15 protein-coding genes are annotated in these 20,557 nt (G+C 63.0%); 10 read left to right on the forward strand and 5 right to left on the reverse strand.

Features of this window, described 5'->3' with window-relative positions; all coding sequences use genetic code 11:
* Window positions 1–292 precede the first annotated feature (292 nt).
* Window positions 293–1,654 carry a glutathione-disulfide reductase gene (gene gorA, locus Q0602_RS00570; RefSeq protein ID WP_110632744.1) on the reverse strand — a complete coding sequence of 454 codons (1,362 nt, stop codon included), beginning with the start codon at window positions 1,652–1,654 and terminating at the stop codon, window positions 293–295.
* Window positions 1,655–1,876: 222 nt separating this feature from the next.
* On the opposite strand from gorA, the gene Q0602_RS00575 reads away from it, so the two are divergent.
* The 9 genes from Q0602_RS00575 (at window position 1,877) to Q0602_RS00615 (ending at window position 11,861) form a co-directional block, all read left to right on the forward strand.
* Window positions 1,877–2,521: a carbonic anhydrase gene (locus Q0602_RS00575; protein WP_071230025.1), complete on the forward strand. Its 645-nt coding sequence runs from the start codon at window positions 1,877–1,879 to the stop codon at window positions 2,519–2,521.
* A 242-nt stretch (window positions 2,522–2,763) separates the two neighbouring features.
* Complete coding sequence (locus tag Q0602_RS00580; protein ID WP_110632746.1) at window positions 2,764–4,353, forward strand: ABC transporter substrate-binding protein; 1,590 nt, start codon at window positions 2,764–2,766, stop codon at window positions 4,351–4,353.
* Entirely contained in the window at window positions 4,350–5,396 is a 1,047-nt protein-coding gene (locus Q0602_RS00585; protein ID WP_071230027.1) for an ABC transporter permease, read from the forward strand. The genes Q0602_RS00580 and Q0602_RS00585 overlap by 4 nt, the downstream gene beginning before the upstream one ends.
* Entirely contained in the window at window positions 5,393–6,334 is a 942-nt protein-coding gene (locus tag Q0602_RS00590; protein ID WP_110632749.1) for an ABC transporter permease, read from the forward strand. Before Q0602_RS00585 ends, Q0602_RS00590 begins: the two co-directional genes overlap by 4 nt.
* A 4-nt stretch (window positions 6,335–6,338) precedes the next feature.
* Window positions 6,339–7,355: an ABC transporter ATP-binding protein gene (locus Q0602_RS00595; protein WP_110632751.1), complete on the forward strand. Its 1,017-nt coding sequence runs from the start codon at window positions 6,339–6,341 to the stop codon at window positions 7,353–7,355.
* Window positions 7,352–8,410, forward strand: a complete 1,059-nt coding sequence (locus Q0602_RS00600) for an ABC transporter ATP-binding protein (RefSeq protein ID WP_110632754.1) — start codon at window positions 7,352–7,354, stop codon at window positions 8,408–8,410. The genes Q0602_RS00595 and Q0602_RS00600 overlap by 4 nt, the downstream gene beginning before the upstream one ends.
* Window positions 8,411–8,553: 143 nt before the next feature.
* The gene (locus Q0602_RS00605) at window positions 8,554–9,462 is read left to right on the forward strand and encodes a LysR family transcriptional regulator (protein WP_110632755.1); all 909 of its coding nucleotides are present in this window, start codon (window positions 8,554–8,556) and stop codon (window positions 9,460–9,462) included.
* 24 nt (window positions 9,463–9,486) lie between these two features.
* Window positions 9,487–10,824: a Xaa-Pro dipeptidase gene (gene pepQ, locus Q0602_RS00610; protein WP_298837394.1), complete on the forward strand. Its 1,338-nt coding sequence runs from the start codon at window positions 9,487–9,489 to the stop codon at window positions 10,822–10,824.
* Window positions 10,825–10,832: 8 nt separating this feature from the next.
* Window positions 10,833–11,861 carry a hydrolase gene (locus tag Q0602_RS00615; RefSeq protein ID WP_298837397.1) on the forward strand — a complete coding sequence of 343 codons (1,029 nt, stop codon included), beginning with the start codon at window positions 10,833–10,835 and terminating at the stop codon, window positions 11,859–11,861.
* 60 nt (window positions 11,862–11,921) lie between these two features.
* Here the strand turns inward: Q0602_RS00615 and msrA are convergent, their stop codons facing one another.
* The 4 genes from msrA to Q0602_RS00635 all read right to left on the reverse strand — a co-directional run bounded on the left by msrA (window position 11,922) and on the right by Q0602_RS00635 (window position 19,561).
* Window positions 11,922–12,560 (reverse strand): peptide-methionine (S)-S-oxide reductase MsrA, encoded by a 639-nt coding sequence (msrA, locus tag Q0602_RS00620; RefSeq protein ID WP_298837402.1) that lies wholly within the window; start codon window positions 12,558–12,560, stop codon window positions 11,922–11,924.
* Between the two features lie 80 nt (window positions 12,561–12,640).
* Complete coding sequence (locus Q0602_RS00625; protein ID WP_298837405.1) at window positions 12,641–16,807, reverse strand: translocation/assembly module TamB domain-containing protein; 4,167 nt, start codon at window positions 16,805–16,807, stop codon at window positions 12,641–12,643.
* Window positions 16,771–18,612 carry an autotransporter assembly complex family protein gene (locus Q0602_RS00630; protein ID WP_298837408.1) on the reverse strand — a complete coding sequence of 614 codons (1,842 nt, stop codon included), beginning with the start codon at window positions 18,610–18,612 and terminating at the stop codon, window positions 16,771–16,773. Before Q0602_RS00630 ends, Q0602_RS00625 begins: the two co-directional genes overlap by 37 nt.
* Window positions 18,613–18,616: 4 nt before the next feature.
* Window positions 18,617–19,561, reverse strand: a complete 945-nt coding sequence (locus Q0602_RS00635) for a hypothetical protein (protein WP_298837411.1) — start codon at window positions 19,559–19,561, stop codon at window positions 18,617–18,619.
* Window positions 19,562–19,947: 386 nt separating this feature from the next.
* On the opposite strand from Q0602_RS00635, the gene Q0602_RS00640 reads away from it, so the two are divergent.
* Entirely contained in the window at window positions 19,948–20,532 is a 585-nt protein-coding gene (locus tag Q0602_RS00640) for a Fe-Mn family superoxide dismutase (protein WP_298837414.1), read from the forward strand.
* Window positions 20,533–20,557 lie beyond the last annotated feature (25 nt).

Raw genomic sequence — 20,557 nt, forward strand, 5'->3', positions numbered from 1 at the left:
TCAAACCGCAGGTTATTTTACTCAACCAGTTCAATAATGAATATTTATATGCTGGGTGAGCATCCGGAAATTCCGGCAATTCCAGTCTAGACGAAGGCTGGCGATATATTGAAGGAAGATGTATTGGAGGAAATAGGCGAAGTCTTTGAGGCCCCATGCTCGCATCGTTCTGAAGAACTTTCTCTGATGGCGAATTCGGGGCGCGCCGATGAGAGTCACGAAGGCCGGACATCGGGCATAACGACAATGGCCGCCTCGAGGGCGGCCATTGAACGTAGCAGCGGAGCCGTGATCAGCGGCGAGTGAGGCTGCGCATGGTAACGAACTCTTCCGCTGCCGTCGGGTGGATACCCACCGTGGCGTCGAAATCCGTCTTGGTCAGTTGGGCGCGCACGGCGATCGCGATGCCTTGAATGGTTTCCCCCGCTTCGTCACCAACCATATGGGCGCCGACGACGCGGTCGCTGGCATCATCGACCACCAGCTTCATCAGGCAGCGCTCGTCACTGCCGGACAGCGTGTGCTTCATCGGACGGAAATCCGCGCTGTAGATGCGCACTGCGCCGAAGCGCTCGCGCGCTTCTTCTTCGGAAAGACCCACGGTGCCGATATTGGGATGGCAGAACACGGCCGTCGCGATGTTCTGGTAGTCGAGCGGTCCCGGTGTCTTGTCGCCGTAATGATGCTGAACCAGGTGCATGGCTTCTGCCAGCGCGACCGGCGTCAGCTCGGGGCCGCCGGTTACGTCGCCCAACGCAAGGATCGACGGCACGGAGGATTCGTAGCGCTCGTTGACCTTGAGCGTGCCGTCGGTGTTGAGCTCCACGCCCAGCGAATCCAGGCCCAGCCCTTCCAGGTGCGGACGACGCCCTGTGGCGGCAAGCACGGCATCCACCTCGAGCTGTTCACCGTTGGTCAATGTCACTTCGAGCCCGCCTTCCACCTTGCGGATACGCTCGATATTGGCCTCGAAATGCAGGTTGACGCCCTTCTTGGCCATTTCGTCCCGCGTGAACTCGCGAACTTCGTGGTCGAATCCGCGCAGAAATAGCGCGCCACGATAGACCAGGTGCGTATCGGCGCCCAGGCCATTGAATATGCTGGCGAACTCGACGGCGATATAGCCGCCGCCCAGGACCAGAAAGCGCTTGGGGAAGTCGTCGAGGTCGAATACCTGGTTGGAGTTGACGGTATATTCGCTGCCCTCGAACTGCGGCGTCCACGGCCAGCCGCCGACCGCGACCAGAATCTTCTCCGCGGTGATGCGCTCGCCATTGACCTCGACCGCGTGGGCATCGACGACTTTGGCCCGGCCATTGATCAGCGTGACGCCGGCCCCTTCCAGCAGGCGGTTGTAGATGCCGTTGAGACGCTTGATCTCTTCGACCTTGTTGTCACGAAGCGTGGCCCAATCGAATTTCGGCGCCTGCGGTATCGTCCAGCCGAAACCGCTGCTGTCTTCGAAGGCGTCATGAAAATGTGCCGCGTAGGAGTACAGCTTCTTCGGCACGCAGCCGACGTTGACACAGGTACCGCCCAGATAGCGATCTTCGGCAACGGCCACTTTGACGCCCGTTGCTGCAGCCGTCCGTGCGGCACGTACACCACCGGAACCGGCTCCTATCACGAAAAGATCGTAATCGTAATTCGCCACAGTGAAACTCCTTGAGACATGATGCGGCGATGATACCAGCCTCGATCCGGTGTCGGAAAAGTCCGTGACTATCGAGGCGATATAAAAAAAGCTTTGCAAGGCGTGATGCTCGCGTTCGGCGCGTCAGATGGTGTGACTTCGAAAATATCGCCGGATAGCCTAGAATCGTTGTCTTGACGGCGACACAAGACGTTCGCCAAGCCACGTACTCAGGTTACTGTCATGAGCGATATCCAGACTCTTCTCGAACAGAATCGGCGCTGGGCCGACGGTGTGCAGCAGCGTGCTCCGAACTTCTTTGCGGAGCTTTCCCAGCAGCAGAATCCCGACTATCTCTGGATCGGATGCTCGGATAGTCGCGTACCTGCCAACCAGATCGTCGACCTGCCACCAGGTGAAGTTTTCGTTCACCGTAACGTTGCCAATCTGATCTACCACAACGACATGAATGCATTGTCGGTCGTTCAGTTCGCCGTCGACGTGCTCAAGGTCAAGCACATCATGGTGGTCGGGCACTACGGCTGTGGTGGGGTCAGGGCCGCAATCACTGGCGGGGAGCACGGTATCGTCGACTACTGGCTCAATAGCATCAGCGAGCTCTATCAGCAGCATCGGCCGACACTCGAGTCACTCCCCCTGGATGAGCAGGTCGACCGCATGTGCGAACACAATGTTCGCCTCCAGGTTGCCAACCTGTGCCGTACCAAGATCATTCAGCGTGCCTGGGAGCGGGAGCAGCCGCTGTCCGTGCATGGCTGGGTCTATGGCCTCACGGATGGTCGCGTCAATGATCTGGGCTGCACCGTGTCACGCGCCGATCAGATGGGAAGTATCCGTATTCAGCCGACCTTCTCCGCCCAGGAGTGAACGCCAGGCAGCAGACCTGCATCATCAGAGCCGAACATCTCATGAGCCGAGTCGAGCTATTCGCTGATTGAATGGCATGGTTCGAGATTTCGATTGGGTCCATCGGTCGTCCATGAGTAAGGTGGATGACACGATGGATCTGCCAGACATTACCGATCGAGCCAATGACCAATGGCAGCATGCATTGGCAACGTTCCCCACGTCATCTCAAGGCGTGATTTCATAACAATATCGGACCCGCAATGCGTCTCACGACGATTCTGCTTGGCTTGCTGATGGGAAGCCTGTCTCTGTTGCCATTGACTTGCGCAGCCATGGCGGACGATAAGAGCACCCTGCTCAGAGTGGCCTATGACACCGACCCGGTGTCGCTGGATATTCACGAACAGCTTGCCATCGGCATGCTCCAGCTCTCCCATCTGGCCTTCGACCCGCTGGTTCGCTGGAACCGGGATCTTCAGCTCGAACCCCGGCTGGCCACCGATTGGGAACGACTCGACGATACGACCATGCGGCTACACCTGCGGCACGGCGTCACCTTTCATAGCGGTAACGCTTTCACGGCCAAGGATGTCGTATGGACGGTGCAGCGTCTCAAGCGGAGCCCGGATTTCCGCGCCATTTTCGCTCCCGTCGAACGCGTCGAAGCGGTCGACGACTTCACCGTCGACCTGCGGACGCGTCAGCCCTATCCGCTACTGCTCAACCTCGCGACCTATATCTTTCCGATGGACAGCCAGTTCTATACCGGCACTTCGGCCAAGGGGCAGGACAAGAGCGAGATCGTCAAGAATGGCAACTCCTTTGCCTCGAATCACCTGTCTGGCACCGGCCCTTTCGAGATCGTGTCGCGTCAGCCGGGCACCCGGATCGAGTTCAAGCGTTTCCCCAAATACTGGGACGACGATTCACCCGGCAACGTCGATCGTCTGGTCATGACGCCGATCGCCGAGAGTGCGACTCGTGTCGCCGCCCTGCTCGCCGGTGACGTCGATTTCATCTCGCCGGTGCCCTTCAGTGCCGTGCAGCGATTACGTCACGCGGATGGCGTCAAGCTGGTCACCATGCCCGGCACTCGTATTACCATGCTGCAGCTCAACGAGCAGCGGGTACCGGCATTTCGCGATGCGCGCGTGCGACGCGCCTTTGCCTACGCGGTCAATCAGACGGCCATTGCCGAGCGTCTGCTGAAAGGCTTTGCGACACCCGCGGCGCAGATGTCGCCCAAGGGTTATGCTGGGCACGTATCGACGCTGACGCCACGCTATGATCTCGCCAGGGCCCGAGAGCTGATGCGTGACGCCGGCTACGGCGACGGGTTCTCGGTCACCCTGATGGCGCCCAACAACCGCTACGTGAACGATGCCCAGACCGCACAGGTGGCACTGGCGATTGCCGCCATGCTGGCCAAGATCAACGTCACTGTCGAATTCGAGACGCTACCCAAGAATCAGTATTGGGCCAAATACGATAACCGTGCCGCCGACATGATGATGATGGGCTGGTACTCCGATACCGGCGATTCCGCCAATTTTTTCGAGTATCTGACCTTCTGTCCCGATCCCGACACGGGCGCCGGGCGTTACAACGCCAGCGAGTACTGCAATCCGCAGATCGACGCGCTGGTCGACCGGGCGAACCTCACCACCCGGCCGGACGCTCGCGCCCAGTTGCTGAGGCAGGCCGAGCAGGCGATCCATGACGACGCTCCGTTCATCCCGCTGTACTGGCAGAATCTCGCCTGGGCGGCGGCCGAGCGGGTCGATATCGCGCCCGTGCTGAATGTCATGAACATGCCCTATCTGGGCGACGTGGTCGTGCGGTCTCGATGATCCCGTTTCTGATTCGGCGGCTGTGCCAGGCGGTCCTGGTGATGTTCATCATCAGCATGATCGGCTTCGCGATCCAAGGTGGACTGGGAGATCCCGTCCAGCAGATGCTCGGGCCAGCGGCTACCGAGGCAGAAGCCACGGCACTGCGTCACTCGCTCGGTCTGGATGCCCCGCTGTGGGCGCAATATCTGGATTTCGCGAACGACGCCTTGCACCTGGATTTCGGCCGCTCCTACTTCTTTCACGAGCCTGCGCTCAGCGTGATTGCCCGCTATCTGCCGGCGACCCTCGAGCTGGTGGCGGCCAGTGCCGTACTGACACTTCTGCTATCGGTGCCGATGGGCGTTTTCTGCGCGATTCGGCCACGCAGCTGGTTGTCGCAGACCCTGATGGGGTTATCGGTGATCGGTATCTCCGTGCCGGTCTTTCTGACCGCCATGGTGCTGATCCAGGTCTTCTCGATCGGCATCCAGGTAACGCTGTTTCCCGCGGATACCGGCTGGGGCCACTGGCTCAACCAGCTTTTCTCCATCGAAGGCGGCATGCCTGCCTATGGGCGTGGCAATCCCGTCCATGTCCTGGGCGTCTGGTACACCAATTTCGCCACGCTGCAGGGCATTCTCTATCTGTTACTCCCGGCCTTCTCGCTGGCGCTGGTCATGCTGCCATTGTTTGTCCGCCTGATTCATGCCGAAATGCTAGAGGTACTGGAGTCGGACTACGTGAAATACGCCAGAGCCCGAGGGCTGCGGCCATCGCGCATCTATTTTCTGCACGCGCTGAAGAACACGCTGCTGCCGGTAGTGACGCTGGGCGGGGTACAGATCGGTACGCTGGTGGCCTATACCCTGCTGACGGAGACCGTCTTCCAGTGGCCAGGAGCAGGCCTGATGTTTCTCGATGCCATCGAGCGTGCAGACATGCCGCTGATCGTGGCCTACCTGATGGTGGTCGGACTGCTTTTCGTGGTGATCAATACCCTCGTCGATCTGTTGTATCGGCTGCTGAACCCGCGGATCACGTTGAGCGGGAGGGCTGCATGAGTCCCGAAACTCGTTCCCCGGCAACCGTCTGGCGTCGCTTCCGCGGCTCCTATTTTCTATACCGGTTGCAACGCAACCGCCGCGCCCAGGTCTGTTTGACACTCTTCGTGCTGATCATGGCAAGCGTTCTTCTCGCACCCTGGATCGCGCCCAGCAATCCCTATGATCTCGCGCAGATCAACCTGCTGGATTCCGAACTGCCACCCTTCTGGATCGCAGGCAGTGAACCTGCCCATCTACTGGGCACCGACGTGCAGGGCCGGGATCTGCTCTCGAGTATGCTTTACGGCGCGCGCGTGTCGATTGCGATCGGCTTCGGCGCGGTGCTGCTGCAATCCGTGCTGGGTACGGCGCTGGGGCTGCTCGCAGGTTACCGGGGAGGCTTCGTCGATGCGTTACTGATGCGGCTGGCCGATATCCAGCTGTCGTTCTCGACCTTGATGATGGCGATCATCATCGGTGCCGTGGTCAAGGCAGCATTCGGCGGCGCGTTCTATGGCGATTATGGCGTCGTGATCCTGATACTGATCATCGGCCTGAGCGAATGGCCCCAGTATGCCCGCACCGTCAGGGCAAGCGTCCTGGCGGAAAAACAGAAAGACTATGTCGACGCCGCTCGCGTGCTGGGCTTCTCGAGTTATCGCATCATGTTGCGACACCTACTTCCCAACACGCTGACGCCGATTTTCGTGCTCTCCACCATTCAGGTCGCCAACGCCATCATGGCCGAAGCGGCGCTGTCGTTTCTGGGTTTGGGGATGCCGGAGACCGAACCGTCATTGGGCTCGCTGATCAAGTCGGGATTCGACTACCTGCAGTCCGATTCCTGGTGGATCACGCTGTTGCCGGGGCTGTTTCTGGTGACGCTGGTCCTGGTCATCAACCTGCTGGGGGATTGGTTGCGCGATACGATGAATCCTCGTCTTCACAAGGGATAACGCCATGGCGCTGCTGGAGGTCGATCACCTCGATATCCGTTTCCCGCTGCGGCACGACGAGATCCGCGCGGTGCGTGACGTGAGTTTCGCACTCGAACGTGGCGAGCGGCTGGGTATCGTTGGCGAGTCCGGCGCCGGCAAGTCGGTGCTCGCCTTCAGCCTGCTGAAACTGCTTTCCCGGCCGGGATACATCGCCGGCGGTCGCGTTCGGTTCGAAGGACGCGAACTGACGACACTTTCGGATCGCCAACTGCGCAGGATTCGGGGCAACCGCGTGGCGATGATATTCCAGGATCCGCTGACGACGCTCAATCCGACCCTGACCATCGGCCGGCAGATGATCGAGAGTCTCAAGGCCCACCGCCGGATCTCCGAGCGCCGCGCACGGGCCATCGCGCTGCACAAGCTGCGCCAGGTGCAGGTGTCCTCCCCCGAGCAGCGTTTCGAGCAGTATCCGCACCAGCTCTCCGGTGGGCTCTGCCAGCGCGTGGTCATCGCCATCGCGCTGTTGCTGGATCCCGACATCATCATTGCCGACGAGCCCACCACCGCTCTCGATGTCACCATCCAGGCCGAGATCATCGCTCTGCTCACGCAACTATGCGGCAAGCACAACGTCGGCCTGATCGTGATCTCCCATGATCTCTGCGTCATCGGCCAACTGACACAGCGCCTGCTGGTGATGTATGCCGGCCGTATCGTCGAGCAGGGGCCGACCCGGGAGATCATCAATGATGCCCAGCATCCCTATACGCAGGGATTGATCAATGCCCTGCCCCAGATGACGCTGCCCAGGCAGCGCCTGGCGCAGATCCCCGGCAACATGCCGAGCCTTGCCCGGGTGCCGGACGGCTGCGCCTTCCATCCCCGATGTCGTTACCGCTTCACGCCACAAGGGCGACTGCGGCAGGCGTGCGTGGAACGGGTGCCCGAGGCCGTCTCTTCCGGCGGAAGCCGGGTTGCCTGCCACTGGGTCCGTGAACTGATAACGACCGTGCCGATCGAGGAAGAGGCAATATGAACCCCACCGATTCGCTGCAGACGCTGGGACGCGCGGCCGATGTGCCCGCTCCGCTGGTCCGGGTTCGTGGCTTGCACAAACGTTTTGCGCTGCATCCGGAACGCCTGCTGCCGTGGCGGTTCGACAAGCGTCGGCGCGCCTGGCGCCGTCAGAGGATTCATGCGGTCAATGGCGTCGACCTGGATATCCAGCGCGGCGATGCACTCTGCGTGGTGGGCGAATCGGGATGTGGCAAATCGACCCTGGCACGCTTGATCATGGGCCTGCTGACGGCCAGCGACGGGGAAGTAAGTTACGACGGCCAGCGAGTCGACCGTCTCGACGCGAAGCAGTGGCGCCCTTTTCGTCGGCGCATGCAGATGATCTTCCAGAACCCTCATTCGTCGCTGAATCCGCGCCTGACAATGCGCCAGACCCTCGAGGAGCCCATTCGTTTCCATCATCCCGACTGGCCGCGTTCGAAGATTCGCCATCGGGCCGATGCGCTGATGGCAGACGTGGGTGTCGATATCGGCTGGGGCGAGCGCTTCGCCCACGAGCTCTCCGGCGGGCAACGGCAACGTATCGCCATCGCCAGGGCGCTCAGCGTGGAACCCGAGTTCATCGTGGCCGACGAGCCCGTCTCCGCCCTGGACGTCTCGGTTCAGGCCCAGATCATGAATCTGTTGATGGACGCTCAGGCGGAACGTCGTCTGACCTACCTGTTCATCACCCACGACCTGGCGGTCGTCGAGCACTTCGCCACGCAAGTCGCGGTCATGTATCGAGGGACGATCTGCGAACTGGCGGATGCCGACACGCTCTTCGCGCAACCCCGGCACCCGTATACCCGGGCGCTATTGGCCGCGAGTCCTCGGCTGGAAGATAGCGATACCGAGCCACTGCGTCTGAGCGACGAAGACCCGCCCCCGATCGAGACGTCGAGCGGGTGCGTGTTCCGGGAGCGCTGCCCTCACGTCAACGCTCGCTGCCAGCGGGAGATGCCGGCAGCGCTCGTTACCCGGGACGGTCATCGGGTCGCGTGCCACGCCGTCGAGGAAGGACGCGTTCCATGATCGCCTTCAATAGTCGCTCAACGGCGTATCGGGTAGGCTGGTTCGAGTCGGTGCTTTCGAGTCGGTTCTATGATCTCGATGAGGCGATTTGCCAACCCATCGTCCGGCGCATCGCAACCGCGTGATTTACGATAGAGAACACCATGGAACTACGTTGGCTGGAGGACTTCATCGTCCTGGCCGAAACGCGTCATTTTTCTCGTGCCGCCGATCAACAGAACGTCACCCAACCGACCTTTTCGCGGCGCATCAAACTGCTCGAGGAGTCGATGGGCGCCACGCTGATCAACCGTCAGACACTGCCGCTCAGTCTGACCCCGGCCGGCGAGGAGTTCCTCATTCTGTGCAAGCAGATTACCGAGCGGGTGCGGGTCACGCGGGAACGATTGCAGAACCTCGCCCGGGAGGACTCGCGTCGCGTCAAGCTGGCGGCGCCCCAGAGCCTGGTGACCCACTTCGTCCCTTCATGGCTGGAAACGAATGCCATCCAGTCGCAGGTCGAACCCTATCTGCGTGCCACGAGCTGGCTGGTCGGAGAGTATTTTCAGGCGCTGGAGCGTGGCGAAGTGGATCTGGCGCTGTGTTACTGGCCGGAAGGTCGCACGGCACTCGATATCGATCTCAGTGGCGTGCGCTACCTCGAGATCGGCGAGGAGCGTCTGATCCCCGTCTGCCTGGCCGATGCCGATGGTCAACCACGTTTTGCCCTGCCCGGCCACAAGCGGGAGCCGGTACCGCATATCGCCTATCATCCCAGCGGATTGATCGCCGCAGCGCTGCAGGCCCACTGGGGGCGCTCACGCCAGGAAGTGCATCTGTCCACGCTCAACGAGAACGTCCAGACATCCAACATTCGTGAACTGGTGCAGCAGGGTTACGGGCTTGGCTGGCTACCCTGGCGCACGGTTCGTCATCTTCTCGAAACTGGCGAGCTGACGCGTGCCGGCGATCAACGCTGGGACGTGCCGCTATCGTTACGCCTCTATTTTCGGCAGGACAGCCGGCATCCCACGCTACCGGGCCTGCTGACACGACTCGCTGCCGCCCGGTGATAAATCCAACGACAGGAAAAGCCCATGATTTCTAGCAACGATACCGTCGCAACGCTTCAACGCGCCCACCTGGAACGCCTCCAGTCGGCTTACGCCGATATTCTCGCTGCCCAACGGTTCGATGCCGTTCTGATCTACAGCGGCCATGCCGGCGTCCACTTTGCCGATGATCAGGAAGCCTCCTTCAAGAGCTACGGTCATTTCGTCCACTGGACCGGGGCCAGCCATCATCAGCACGACTGGCTGCTGATTCAGCCGGGTAGTTCGCCCCGCTGGTACTACTACGCGCCGGCCGATTTCTGGCACCTGGCCACGCCAGCGCCGACGGGCGTATTGGCGGAAGTCATGACGCTACAGCCACTGCGCGATACCGGCTGGCCGCCGGAAAGCGATATGGCTGCCCGCCGCCTGGCCGTGATCGGTAATCTGGAAGCATCGTCGCTGCCGGCCGGGGCCGAGCTCAATCCGCCGGCGCTGTTGGCGGCGCTGGACGAATTGCGCATGTACAAGGATGACTACGAGCGCCATTGCCTGTTCGTTGCCAACCAGTGGGCCCTGAAGGGCCACGATGCGGCCCGCAATGCCTTTGCCGCGGGCGCCAGCGAACTGGATATCCAGCTCGCCTATCTCGCGGCGACGCGCCAGCGGGAATCCCAGGTTCCCTACCAGAATATCATCGGCATCGACCACCACGCGGGCACCCTGCATTATCAACACTATGACGTGGAGGCACCCGGCACGCCGAAGTCGCTGCTGGTCGACGCCGGCCACTCCCACGCAGGCTACGCGGCGGATATCACGCGCACCTGGGCTTCCGTTCACGCCGACCCGCTGTTCGAGCGACTCATCCAGGGCGTCACCGACTATCAGCAGCGTCTCATTTCGCGGCTGGCTCCGGGACTGGATTTCGTCGAACTGCATCGGGAAATGCACCGCCATCTGGCCGAGCTGCTGGTCGAGACCGGACTGATCTCGATCAGCGCCGAAGCGGCCGTGGAGAGCGGCCTGACACGCGCCTTCTGCCCCCACGGGCTCGGGCACAGCCTGGGCATTCAGGTTCATGACGTGGGCGGCCGGCAGCGCGACGGACAGGGTACGCCGTTGCCGCCGCCGGCCGAAGATCCTGCCCTGCGCCTGACACGCACGCTTGACGTCGGCATGGTGGTTACCATAGAACCGGGTTTGTACGTGATTCCCATGTTGCTGGCGCCGTTTCGCCAGGGCGCGCAGCCTGAAACCGTCGACTGGGCGGCCGTCGACCGGCTTCAGGATCACGGTGGCATCCGGATCGAGGATAACGTGATCGTCACGGCAGAGGGTCACGACAATCTGACCCAGGGCAGACCGATCGCCGAGGATTGAATCCATTCATGGCAGGCACGATCGTATCGGCTGATTTTCGCGCGCCGCCGGGGCTGCGCAACGCGCACGTCCAGACACTGCTGCCGCGACTGCTGCCCGGCGGCTTTCTGGCGAAAGACACCGAGGTCGTGAACCTGCCGGATGGCGATTTCGTGGAGCTGGCCTGGGCCCGCCCGGCCCCGCCGCGCGCCGACGCGCCGATCTTCCTGCTATTCCATGGTCTGGAAGGTTCCTTCGATTCGCCCTACGCCCGCGAGCTGCTCCATGCCGCGGCGCGAATGGGATGGCGTGCCGTGCTGATGCATTTTCGTGGCTGCGGACAAACGCCGAACCGGTTGCCGCGAGCCTATCACTCGGGAGATACCGCCGATGCCTACTGGGTCATCGGTCAGCTGGCACAGCGTTATCCCGAGGCACTCATGGTGGCTGCGGGAGTGTCGCTGGGCGCGAACATGCTGCTGAAACTGGTGGCCGAACAGGGTGGCGACGGTCTGCCGCTGGAGGGTGCCATCGCGATCAACGCGCCGCTGGATCTCGCCGCGAGTGCCGATACGCTCAATCACGGGTTCTCACGGCTTTATCAGCGCTATCTGCTGCGCCAGCTCAAACGCAAGGTTCTGACCCGACTGCGGACGACCCCGTTGCCGTTGACGATCAGCGCGCAGCAGATTCGACAGTTGAACAGCTTCTGGGCCTATGACAACGACGTCACCGCCCCGCTGCACGGCTTTCGCTCTGCCAGCGATTACTATCGACGCGCCTCGGCGGGGCCGTTGCTGGGAGAAATCGAATTGCCGACGCTGATCCTGCATGCGAATGACGACCCGTTCATGCCGCCGGATCTGTTCGCCCGCCTGCCGGCACCCTCGCCGTCGGTGCGGGTGGAAATTGCCCGCCACGGCGGCCACGTCGGGTACGTGGAAAGACGCGGCGGGCGGCTGGGTTCCTGGCTGACCCGACGCATCGAAGCGCAGCTGCAGCAGTGGGCGCCGCGCAAGCTAAGCCAGACGGCTCCCTCCCCTCTGCTCGATCACTGAACCGATCGTCAAGCCAGGCAGCGAAGAGAGCCGCAGACTCAAGCGATGCCTGATCGGCGATCAGGCCGGTAGTGGACAGGTGACGCCTGTCCCCTTCAGACCACAGTAGCCATTGGGATTCTTGGCGAGATACTGCTGGTGATACTCTTCGGCGTAGTAGAACGTATCCAGCGGACGAATCTCGGTGGTGATCTCCCCCAGGCCTTGAGCTTGCAGCGCCGCCTGATACTCGTCCCGGCTCCGCTCGGCCACCGCTTGCTGCTTCTCGCTGGTGGTATAGATCGTCGAACGGTATTGCGTGCCCAGGTCGTTGCCTTGCCGCATTCCCTGGGTCGGATCATGAGCTTCCCAGAAGGTACCCAGCAGCGACTCGAGCGTGACACGGGCCGGATCGTAGACGACCAGCACGACTTCGGCGTGGCCCGTCCTGCCGGTACAGGTCTCTTCATAGGTCGGATTCGGCGTGATACCGCCGGCATAGCCCACGGCAGTGACGACGACGCCATCCTGCTCCCAGAACAGCCGCTCCGCCCCCCAGAAGCACCCCAGCCCCAATACGATCTGCTCGGTGCCAGCCGGGAAAGGCGGTTGCATCGCAGCGCCATTGATCAGGTGTTCACCGCTGATCTGAATGGGCGTATCGCGCCCCGGGAGTGCTGTCTCCGCAGTCGGTAGCGATTCGGAACGTCGTTTAAACATGGGTTACCTCCGGATGATCGAAGAGGCGCCCGGCATTGCCGGACGCCGATAATGTCGGGCGAGCCCCTCGGATGAGCGTCTCAGGTATCGCTGGCACGGCCAAGGCTGAAGGTGTAGATCAGATCGACGGCCTGCGCGGCGCCGGAAACGGCCTGCAGATAGAGATTCTGAATCAGGCGATAACGCAGGGTCAGCTCGGCGATGGGAGAGAATATGCCGACGCCGTAGCTCACCTTCAAGTCGTCGAAGACATAACCGCTGACCACCACCTGGCTGTCATCGCCCGATCCCGACGCATCGAGACTCAGATCCTGCACGCCGAACGCCTGGCCGACCTGCCCTACGGCACTGCCGGTCTGCGACAGCGAGAGCCCGATCAACGCCGAGGTCAAGGCGTCGTCTCCGCTGCCGGTATCCTCCGGCGCTCGGCCCCGAAGAATATAGGACAGGGCGCGGCTTTCCGTCATCGCGGGTTCGGAGAAGATCGTCAGACGCGGTGACGACGCCGAACCGGTCACCCGCAAGCCGGCAATCACGTCGTCTTCGGTGGTATCCGGATTGCGGATGGCCTCGAACTGCAGACTCGGCTGGGACGCCGGCCCGCTGAACAGTACCTGCCCTTGGCGAATGATCAGGTCCTGCCCGAACGAGGTATAGGTGCCGTCGACCAGATTGACGTCGCCATAGAGCTGGACCGGGCCGGTGCCCTGACGCACCTGCAGCTCGCCGGTGAGCCCGGCTTCGAGACCGTAGGCTTCCAGCTGCATGTCCGGCCCGAGATGCAGGTTGACGCGGACATCGAGCTGCATCCCCGCATCGGCCAGGGCCTGAGCCGTACCGGCACCCTCTTCGTTCTGCCGGGCCGCGGCTGCGGCCTGCTGCTGGCGATCCTCTTCCTCGGTGATGATGACGGTGTCGCTGCTGGGCGCCTGCGCCGACGAGGGAATCTGACCAATCTCCAGCCGCGCCCACGGAATGCTGACATCGCCGCGAACCTGGAGTCGCTGCGGCATGGCATGGATCTGCAGATCCGGGGCAACTCTCAGGCGACCGTAGGCCGGCATCGCCACCATCAGCGGCGATTCGGTGCCGTCGATATTGACGTTGGCTCGCCAGTTGGCCGGATCCTGCCAGTTGGCATCCCCCGAGAGATCGAGCCGGCCCTCGTCGCTCTGCACGAATCCCTGCAGTGTCGACGACTGGCCCTGCAGAGCCAGTGACAGCTGGGCGTCGGTGATCGCGACCGGCGACACGCCCCCCTTGACCTGCACGCCATCGATGGTGATATCGCCATTCAGCGCCGGCATGGCAAGCGTGCCGCCGAGCGCCACATCGCCATTGATGGCGCCTTCCAGCTGGTCGATTCCCGCCACCAGGGGTCGATAGGGGCTGAAGCGGAGATCGCTCATCTGCAGACGCCCTTCCAGCGTGCCGTCGCCCGCGGGATCGTCGATCCGAGCCTGCAGCCGAATCCGGCCCGCGTCTTCCAGTTGCAGGTCGAGCTGGGTCCGGGCCCGCTGCTGATCGGCATCCAGCGACAGCGATATCGTCGCCGCCGGCACCTGCCACGGCGCGCCTCGCGCATCGACGCCGCTGACCGTCACATCACTCTCGATATCGGCGTTGGCAGCCCAGGCCTGACCGCCTCGCGACCAGTTGGCGACGATATCGCCGTTGGTCTGACCATCGATTTGCCACGCGTCGGGCATGAAGTCGTTGAGCAGCGCCATGGGAAGCTCGTCGATCGACAGCGCGGCTCGCCCCTGGGCTGCCGAGGCATTCATGCGTTCGGTCAGGCAGAGCGCCCCACCCTGCTGGCGATCAAGGCAGAACGGGGAAATCGTTGCGCTGGCATTGGCCAGATTGGCACTGAAGTTCAGCGAATCGCGCAGCTCGATATCGCCATAGTCGGTCGAGGCCGTCAGCCGGGAGAATACGCCCTGATAATGCTGGAAGGCACTATCGAGGCCGCCTTGAAGCCGAATGGACGCCTGCGAGACCGGAAGGCCCTCGCCACCGCTCACGTCGAGCGACAGCTGGTGCTGAGACAGGCGTCCGGCGAGATCGAGCTCGACGGATCGAATCTGCTGTCCCGCCGTCTGAATGCCGCTCGCTGTCAGATCCACGTCGAACTGCGGATCCTGCGTTCCCGTGGAGTCGGCTTTCAGCGCCAGCTGCTCGAGCCGGTTCTCGGCATAGCCGACACCGCGGCCCTGAAGATCGACCGCGATCTGCGGCCGCTCCAGCGTCCCGCGGCCCTGAAATCGGCCGCTCAGCGCCCCGGAGAGATCCGGCAGGATAGTACCCAGGGCGGGCGCATCGATACGACCCTCGATGTCGAGATTCCGGTCGACTCGCCCGCTGGCGGTGATCCGGTTGTCGCCCTGGCGGAAATCGAGCTCGCGGATATTCCACTGCATCTCGCTGTTGCCATCGACTTGCGCGTGCAAACTGAGTGCCCGCTGCTGAAGCCGACCGTCGATCGCCAGCCGAGGTACCGCAAGCTGCCAGCCGCCGTCGTCGCGCATCGCGAAAGCCGCCTGGGTCTGGCCATTCAGTTGCCCGGTGAGGGTCTGTGAAAAAGCGCCCAGCGGCAGTTGCTGAAAATCCAGATGCACGCTGGCGGACAATGCCGGCGCCCAGCGCACCGTGCCTTGGCTTTCGAGCTTGCCTCCCTGGCTTGCCACCTGCATCGGCTGCCAGGCGAAATGGTCGAGATCGCCCTTGCCAGCGAGTGTCAGCGTGGCGGGCGGCAACCCGGCGCCCTGTCCGGCCAGGTCGAGATCGGCGCGATAGTTCGCCAGCGTGCCGTCGACGTTCAGCGCCAGGTGGTCGAGCTGATATTGCGGCGCCGTCTGCTCGATGGCCTGCACGTCCTGCAGTTTTCGTGCCGCGAGGATGGCGGCCTCGTCGAGGCCATCGTCCAGGTCGGTGAAAGGCGCGAACGGACGCGACGCCAGCGGCCAACGCAGTTGATCCGCATTGAGGTTCACGGAGAACGGCAGCCCCGGTTCGAAGGCTTGAATCCGGGCATCGAGCGTTGCCTCGGCATTACCGGCCGTGCGCATCTGGATATCCAGATCGTCGAGCGTGCCCTTGGCATCGAGTGTCATCGTCTGGCCGTAGACCGGCGCTCGTGTGACACGCCCCCGCAGCGACAGCGAGAGCGGAACGTCGCCCTGCAGCTCGGCGCTGGCGGTGAGTTCGGCATCACCATCGGGCGCCTCCACCACTAGCCGGTGAATCTCGACCCGGCGATCGACCGCGGAAGCCGACAGCGCCAACCGGTCGAGACGTTGCGGGTTCGGCCCCTCGAGTCGCAGGTCGCTGATCGTCAGATCCGGTATCTCGACCTCCAGCGGCAACTGGATATCGGGCAGCCGGTCGCGGATCTCCCGCAGGCTCTGCTCGATGCTCTGGACCCGCGCGTCGCTCTGCCCGGCATCGCCGTCGGCCACGTTGGCAGCGGCTGCCAGGGTCAGCGGCGTCAGCGCGATGGCGACCGGGTCGTCGGGGACGGCGGCCAGCGCGGCGGAATCCGTGAGCGGAGCGGAGGTCTTGGCACCGCCCTCATCGGCGGGCGTGTTGATGGCGACCGACACATCGATGGCATCCGGGCTCAAGACCCCGCTCCCCAGGTCGGGCGCTGCCAGCGTCCGGCCCGGCGTGTCGGGAAGTGCGATGCGAGTCCGCTCCAGAGTCGTCGGCAGCAGTTTCAGGTGGTTGCCGGACATCTCGGCACCGGTCCGGAAATGATCCCAGTGCACGTTGGTGCCGTCGGCGAGATGAATGCCGACGTCGTCAAGACGAACCTGGCGAATCTCGATAGGCAGCGGAACGGCAATCGACGGCATGCCGCCGCCCTCTTCCTTTGCGGGCGTCGGCGGAGGCTGGGAATCGCTCTCGCCCAGTCGAATGCGGGCGCCGGTGATGCTCAGATCATCGAGACACACGCGGCCCCTGAGCAGGCAGTCGTCGGCCCAGGCAAGGTGGAAACTGTCCACGGCGAGATCCAGCGTCCCGGCGGACAGGCGTAGCCCCTCGATGGTCAGTTCATCGAGCGGTGCACCCTCGAAACGCTGCGCCTCGACCCAGCCGCGCGACTGGGCCTGCTCGAAAAGCCACTGGCTGCCCCAGGGCGACAGACCCAGCCCGGCGAGTGTCAGAATCAGGCCCAGCAGCCACAGGACCAGGAACAGCAGCAGCCGAATCAGAATTCCGGTCCGATGGAGAAATGGAGACGCCAAGAGTCCTCCTCGTCGTCAAACGGATGGGCGATATCGAAACGGATCGGCCCGACGGGTGAGATCCAGCGTACGCCGACGCCAGCGCCGGTCTTGAGTTCGTCCGGCCACCATTCATCGAACGCGTTGCCCGTATCGACGAATGTGGCGCTCCAGAAGTTGCCGGTCAGGTGGCGTTGATACTCGATGCTGCTGGTCAGCATGTGTTGACCACCGAGAAGCTCGCCGTCCTCGTTCTCGGGCGAAAGACTCTCGTAGGAGTATCCGCGAATGCTCTGGTCGCCCCCGGCGAAGAAGCGTAGCGATGGCGGTATCTTGTCGAAGGTGTTGGTGGCCATGGCGCCGCCGCCGATACGGCCGACGAAGCGGTTCTTGCTGCCGAGCATCCGAACCCATTGGGAGTTGAAGGTGGTGCGCACGAAGCGGGCATCCGATCCCCACGAAGGATCGGACCACTCCAGGGTCAACTCCTGCTTGTCGCCCCAGCTCGGGAAGATCGGGTTGCGTTTGCGCGTCCGCGACCAGCTGATGCCGGGATAGAGCAGCAGCACGGCATCGTCCTGATCGGCCTGGGTGAAATCCTCGTAGGTGGTCTGCCAGTAGAGATCCTGGATCCAGCCGTTGGAGAACTCCCAGTGGCGGGCCACCTGCACCGAGCTCTCGAAGCTCTTGGTGTCCTCGTTGTCGATATTCTTGAGGCCGTAGCGAACCCGGTAGCTGTCTCTCAGCGGATTTTCCAGCGGGATCCTGTACTCCCCCGAGAAGCGCTGCTCCGGGCCCGAGAGATAGAGCGAGTTGGTCAGGCTGTGCCCATAGCGATTGAGCCAGGGCATGGTCCAGGAAAACTGGGTCCGCGGACCCACGTCGGTGGCGTAGCCGACACCGACCTCGAACTGATGGCGATCGGCCGGGGTCAGTTCGACATCGACGGGTACCACCGTGGGCCGGCTATCGGTCAACTCCCGCGCCATGCTCAGACCCGGCCCGCCGAGCACGCTGGACGGGTCGGCGGTGGTATCGCGTCCGGTCGCTTCGCTCCACCACTGGCTGGGGGTGGCGGGCGCGGCCTCCTCGTTCACTCTCGGCCGCACCGCTACGCCGCCGAACCAGTCGGTTTGGCCGAGGTTCTGGTTGAGCGTGGCGAGATCGCCGGCGAGATACGGATCGCCAGGCTCGAAGGGAACCATGTTCTCCAGCCGGCGCGGCTCGATCTGGCTCCCCTGGAAATGCACGTGCCCGAACCGATAGCGCCGACCGCTGTCCAGATCGAGAAAGATGCGGGCGCTGTTCTCCCAGGGGCGCACTTCGATCCGTTGCTGGCGGAAGCGGGAGTTGAAGTATCCGCGCTCCAGCGCCAGGGTCGACATCTTGCCCTTGAAGCTGTCGTAACGGGAGTGCAACAGCGGGTCGCCGACCTTGAGCGGATTCGAACGCATCACCTGCTCGAAGGCTTCGTCATCCCTGGCGTCTCCCTCCAGCGAAACGTCGACCTGGGTGATCTTGGCACGCTCGCCCGGCTCGACATCGATCACGACCCGCCGATTGTCCGTGTCGGGGTAATGCGTATCCAGTCTGGCGTTGTAGTAGCCAAACGCCTGTAGCGCCTGCTCGGCACGATTCCTCACGACCCCGTCCAAGCGTTCCCGGGTAGCCTGGCTGTCGGGTTCGAGTTCGGACAGGATGTTGACCACATTTTCCGCCGGGGGGCCGCTCAATCCCTTGACCGTAACATCGAGCGCCCAGGCGTGCCCCGCGGCGGGCAGCGCCAGGCAAATGAGTCCCGTCCGTAGGACCTTGACTTGCCGCATGACATCAACCCCCGCCGCGTTGTAGGTCGGAAACGTCCGTGATCAAGGAAGCCACGCGGCTCGTCAATTGCGAGCGGCTTGCCTCGAGAGAGCCCAGCCTCTCCTTGAGTTCGCGAATCTGGGCGGCGCTCGCTCCCGAGGGCAGCGCATCGACACGCGACTGCAAGGACTCGAGACTCGCATTGAGAGCCATCTGGCCTTGCCGAAGTTCCGTCATCGAGCTGCGAATTTGATTCAAGGCGTCGGGTGATGGCACGTCTCTCTTGGCCAGGGTCTCGACGCGGGACTCGAGGTCGGCGACGGAAGCGCGCAGTTCTGCCGAGTCACTTCCCTCGACCCGTTGCGAAAGGGCTTGCTGAGACTGACGCAACTTGTCGAGCGAGGTCGTGAGCTGCTCCGATAGCGCCTGAGCGGCCTGCTGCTGCCGATCGAGGGAGTTCGCCACCGAGTCGAGGCGATCGTCCTGCTGCTTCTGGCCATCCTCGAGGGAGGTCAGCCTGGCGGCCAGGGCTCCGCGCTCGTCCTTTCCCGTGCTCTCGAGCGCATCGAGCGAGGATTGCAGCGTGCCGATCAGTGACTGCAGATTCTCGTCGGCATCCTGCAGCTTTTCGATCTGTCGAGTCGTCTGATCGTCAGGCCGGGAATCCGCCACTCGCGTTTCCAGGCTCCCCACCGCCGCCCGCGTGGCCTCCAACTGGTCACGCAGGCGATCGAACTCGGCGCGCAGGCTTTCACCGGAAGCATCCAGTGTCGAGCCGGTCGTATCGATACGCTGGTTGAGCCTGTCGATCTGGGCGCTCTGCGCCTCCAGCCGCTGAAAGAGCTGCCAGCCTCCCGCGCCCGCCCCGGCAAGCATCAGCAGGATGAGAAACCACAGCGGCCAGACTCTGGGCCGGCCGCGTCCGGGAGCCCCTTGGTGGCGAGACACTCCCGAGCGGCGTGTCGTCATGTCGTCTCGATCTGGAACGATGGTTGGGGATGCGCGATGCTCGTCGGATTGTGATGGCATTGCCGTCGTGTACCTTGCCAATAGTGATGCGAATACTGCGAGAGAACCGGAGGCTCGGCATCCGGTTCCTGGAGCCCGGAAGCCCGTCCCCACGCGCCAGTCATGGAAACCACTATGCCATGAAAAGCCGGCCTCGGGCGGCTGACGGGATCACGTTACGTGAAAGCCGGCATAAAACCCAGGCTTGGCAGCGGTCGGTTCGCATGATAGCGGCCGCGGCCCGATCACCATCGCCGGATTGGCGATGAAGGTCGCGTTCGCGGTAGCATGCCCGCCACCCGCGGAGCGTAATGTAGCCCTCTCTCCCCCTATCGTCGATGAGCCCGATGCCTGAATTCGCTACCCGATTCGAGTTGCCCGCCCTTCCGTTCGAACGCCATTCACTGGAGCCCGATGTATCCCGGGCCCAGGTCGACCTGCTTTACAGTCACTACCATCGCCGCCATATCGATACGCTCAACGCTCGAGGCGCAACGATACACGGGCACTCTCTGGCGAGTCTCGCCGAGCACGATGGAAACGCGATTCGCCGTTCTGCGCAGGAGGCCTGGAGCCTGGTCTTCTTCTGGCACGGACTCAGCGCCGGAAGCGTTGCGGTACCCGATGTCCTGGCACGACAAATCGACCAGGCGTTTGGCGGCATTGGAGCGCTACAGTATCGGTGGCGAGCTCACGTCAACGACGTCGCCGAGGGCTGGTCCTGGCTGGCTGTCGGCGCCAGTGGCGATCTGCAACTGCTGGCGTCGCCACCGGGGGAGCGCCCCGCGGAGGCGGCCCCGCTGCTGGCCATCGCGTTGGCCGAAGAGGCGTACCGAATCGACTATCGTGAGCGCCGCGGCGACTATTTCGACGCCTTGTGGCCCCACCTGAACTGGGACTACGCGAAACTCAACCTCGAAGTGGCCGATTGAACGCCGGCCCGGCACCGGCGTTCAA

The organism is uncultured Salinicola sp. (assembly GCF_937921195.1).
In the GTDB taxonomy this organism is placed as follows: Bacteria; Pseudomonadota; Gammaproteobacteria; order Pseudomonadales; family Halomonadaceae; genus Salinicola.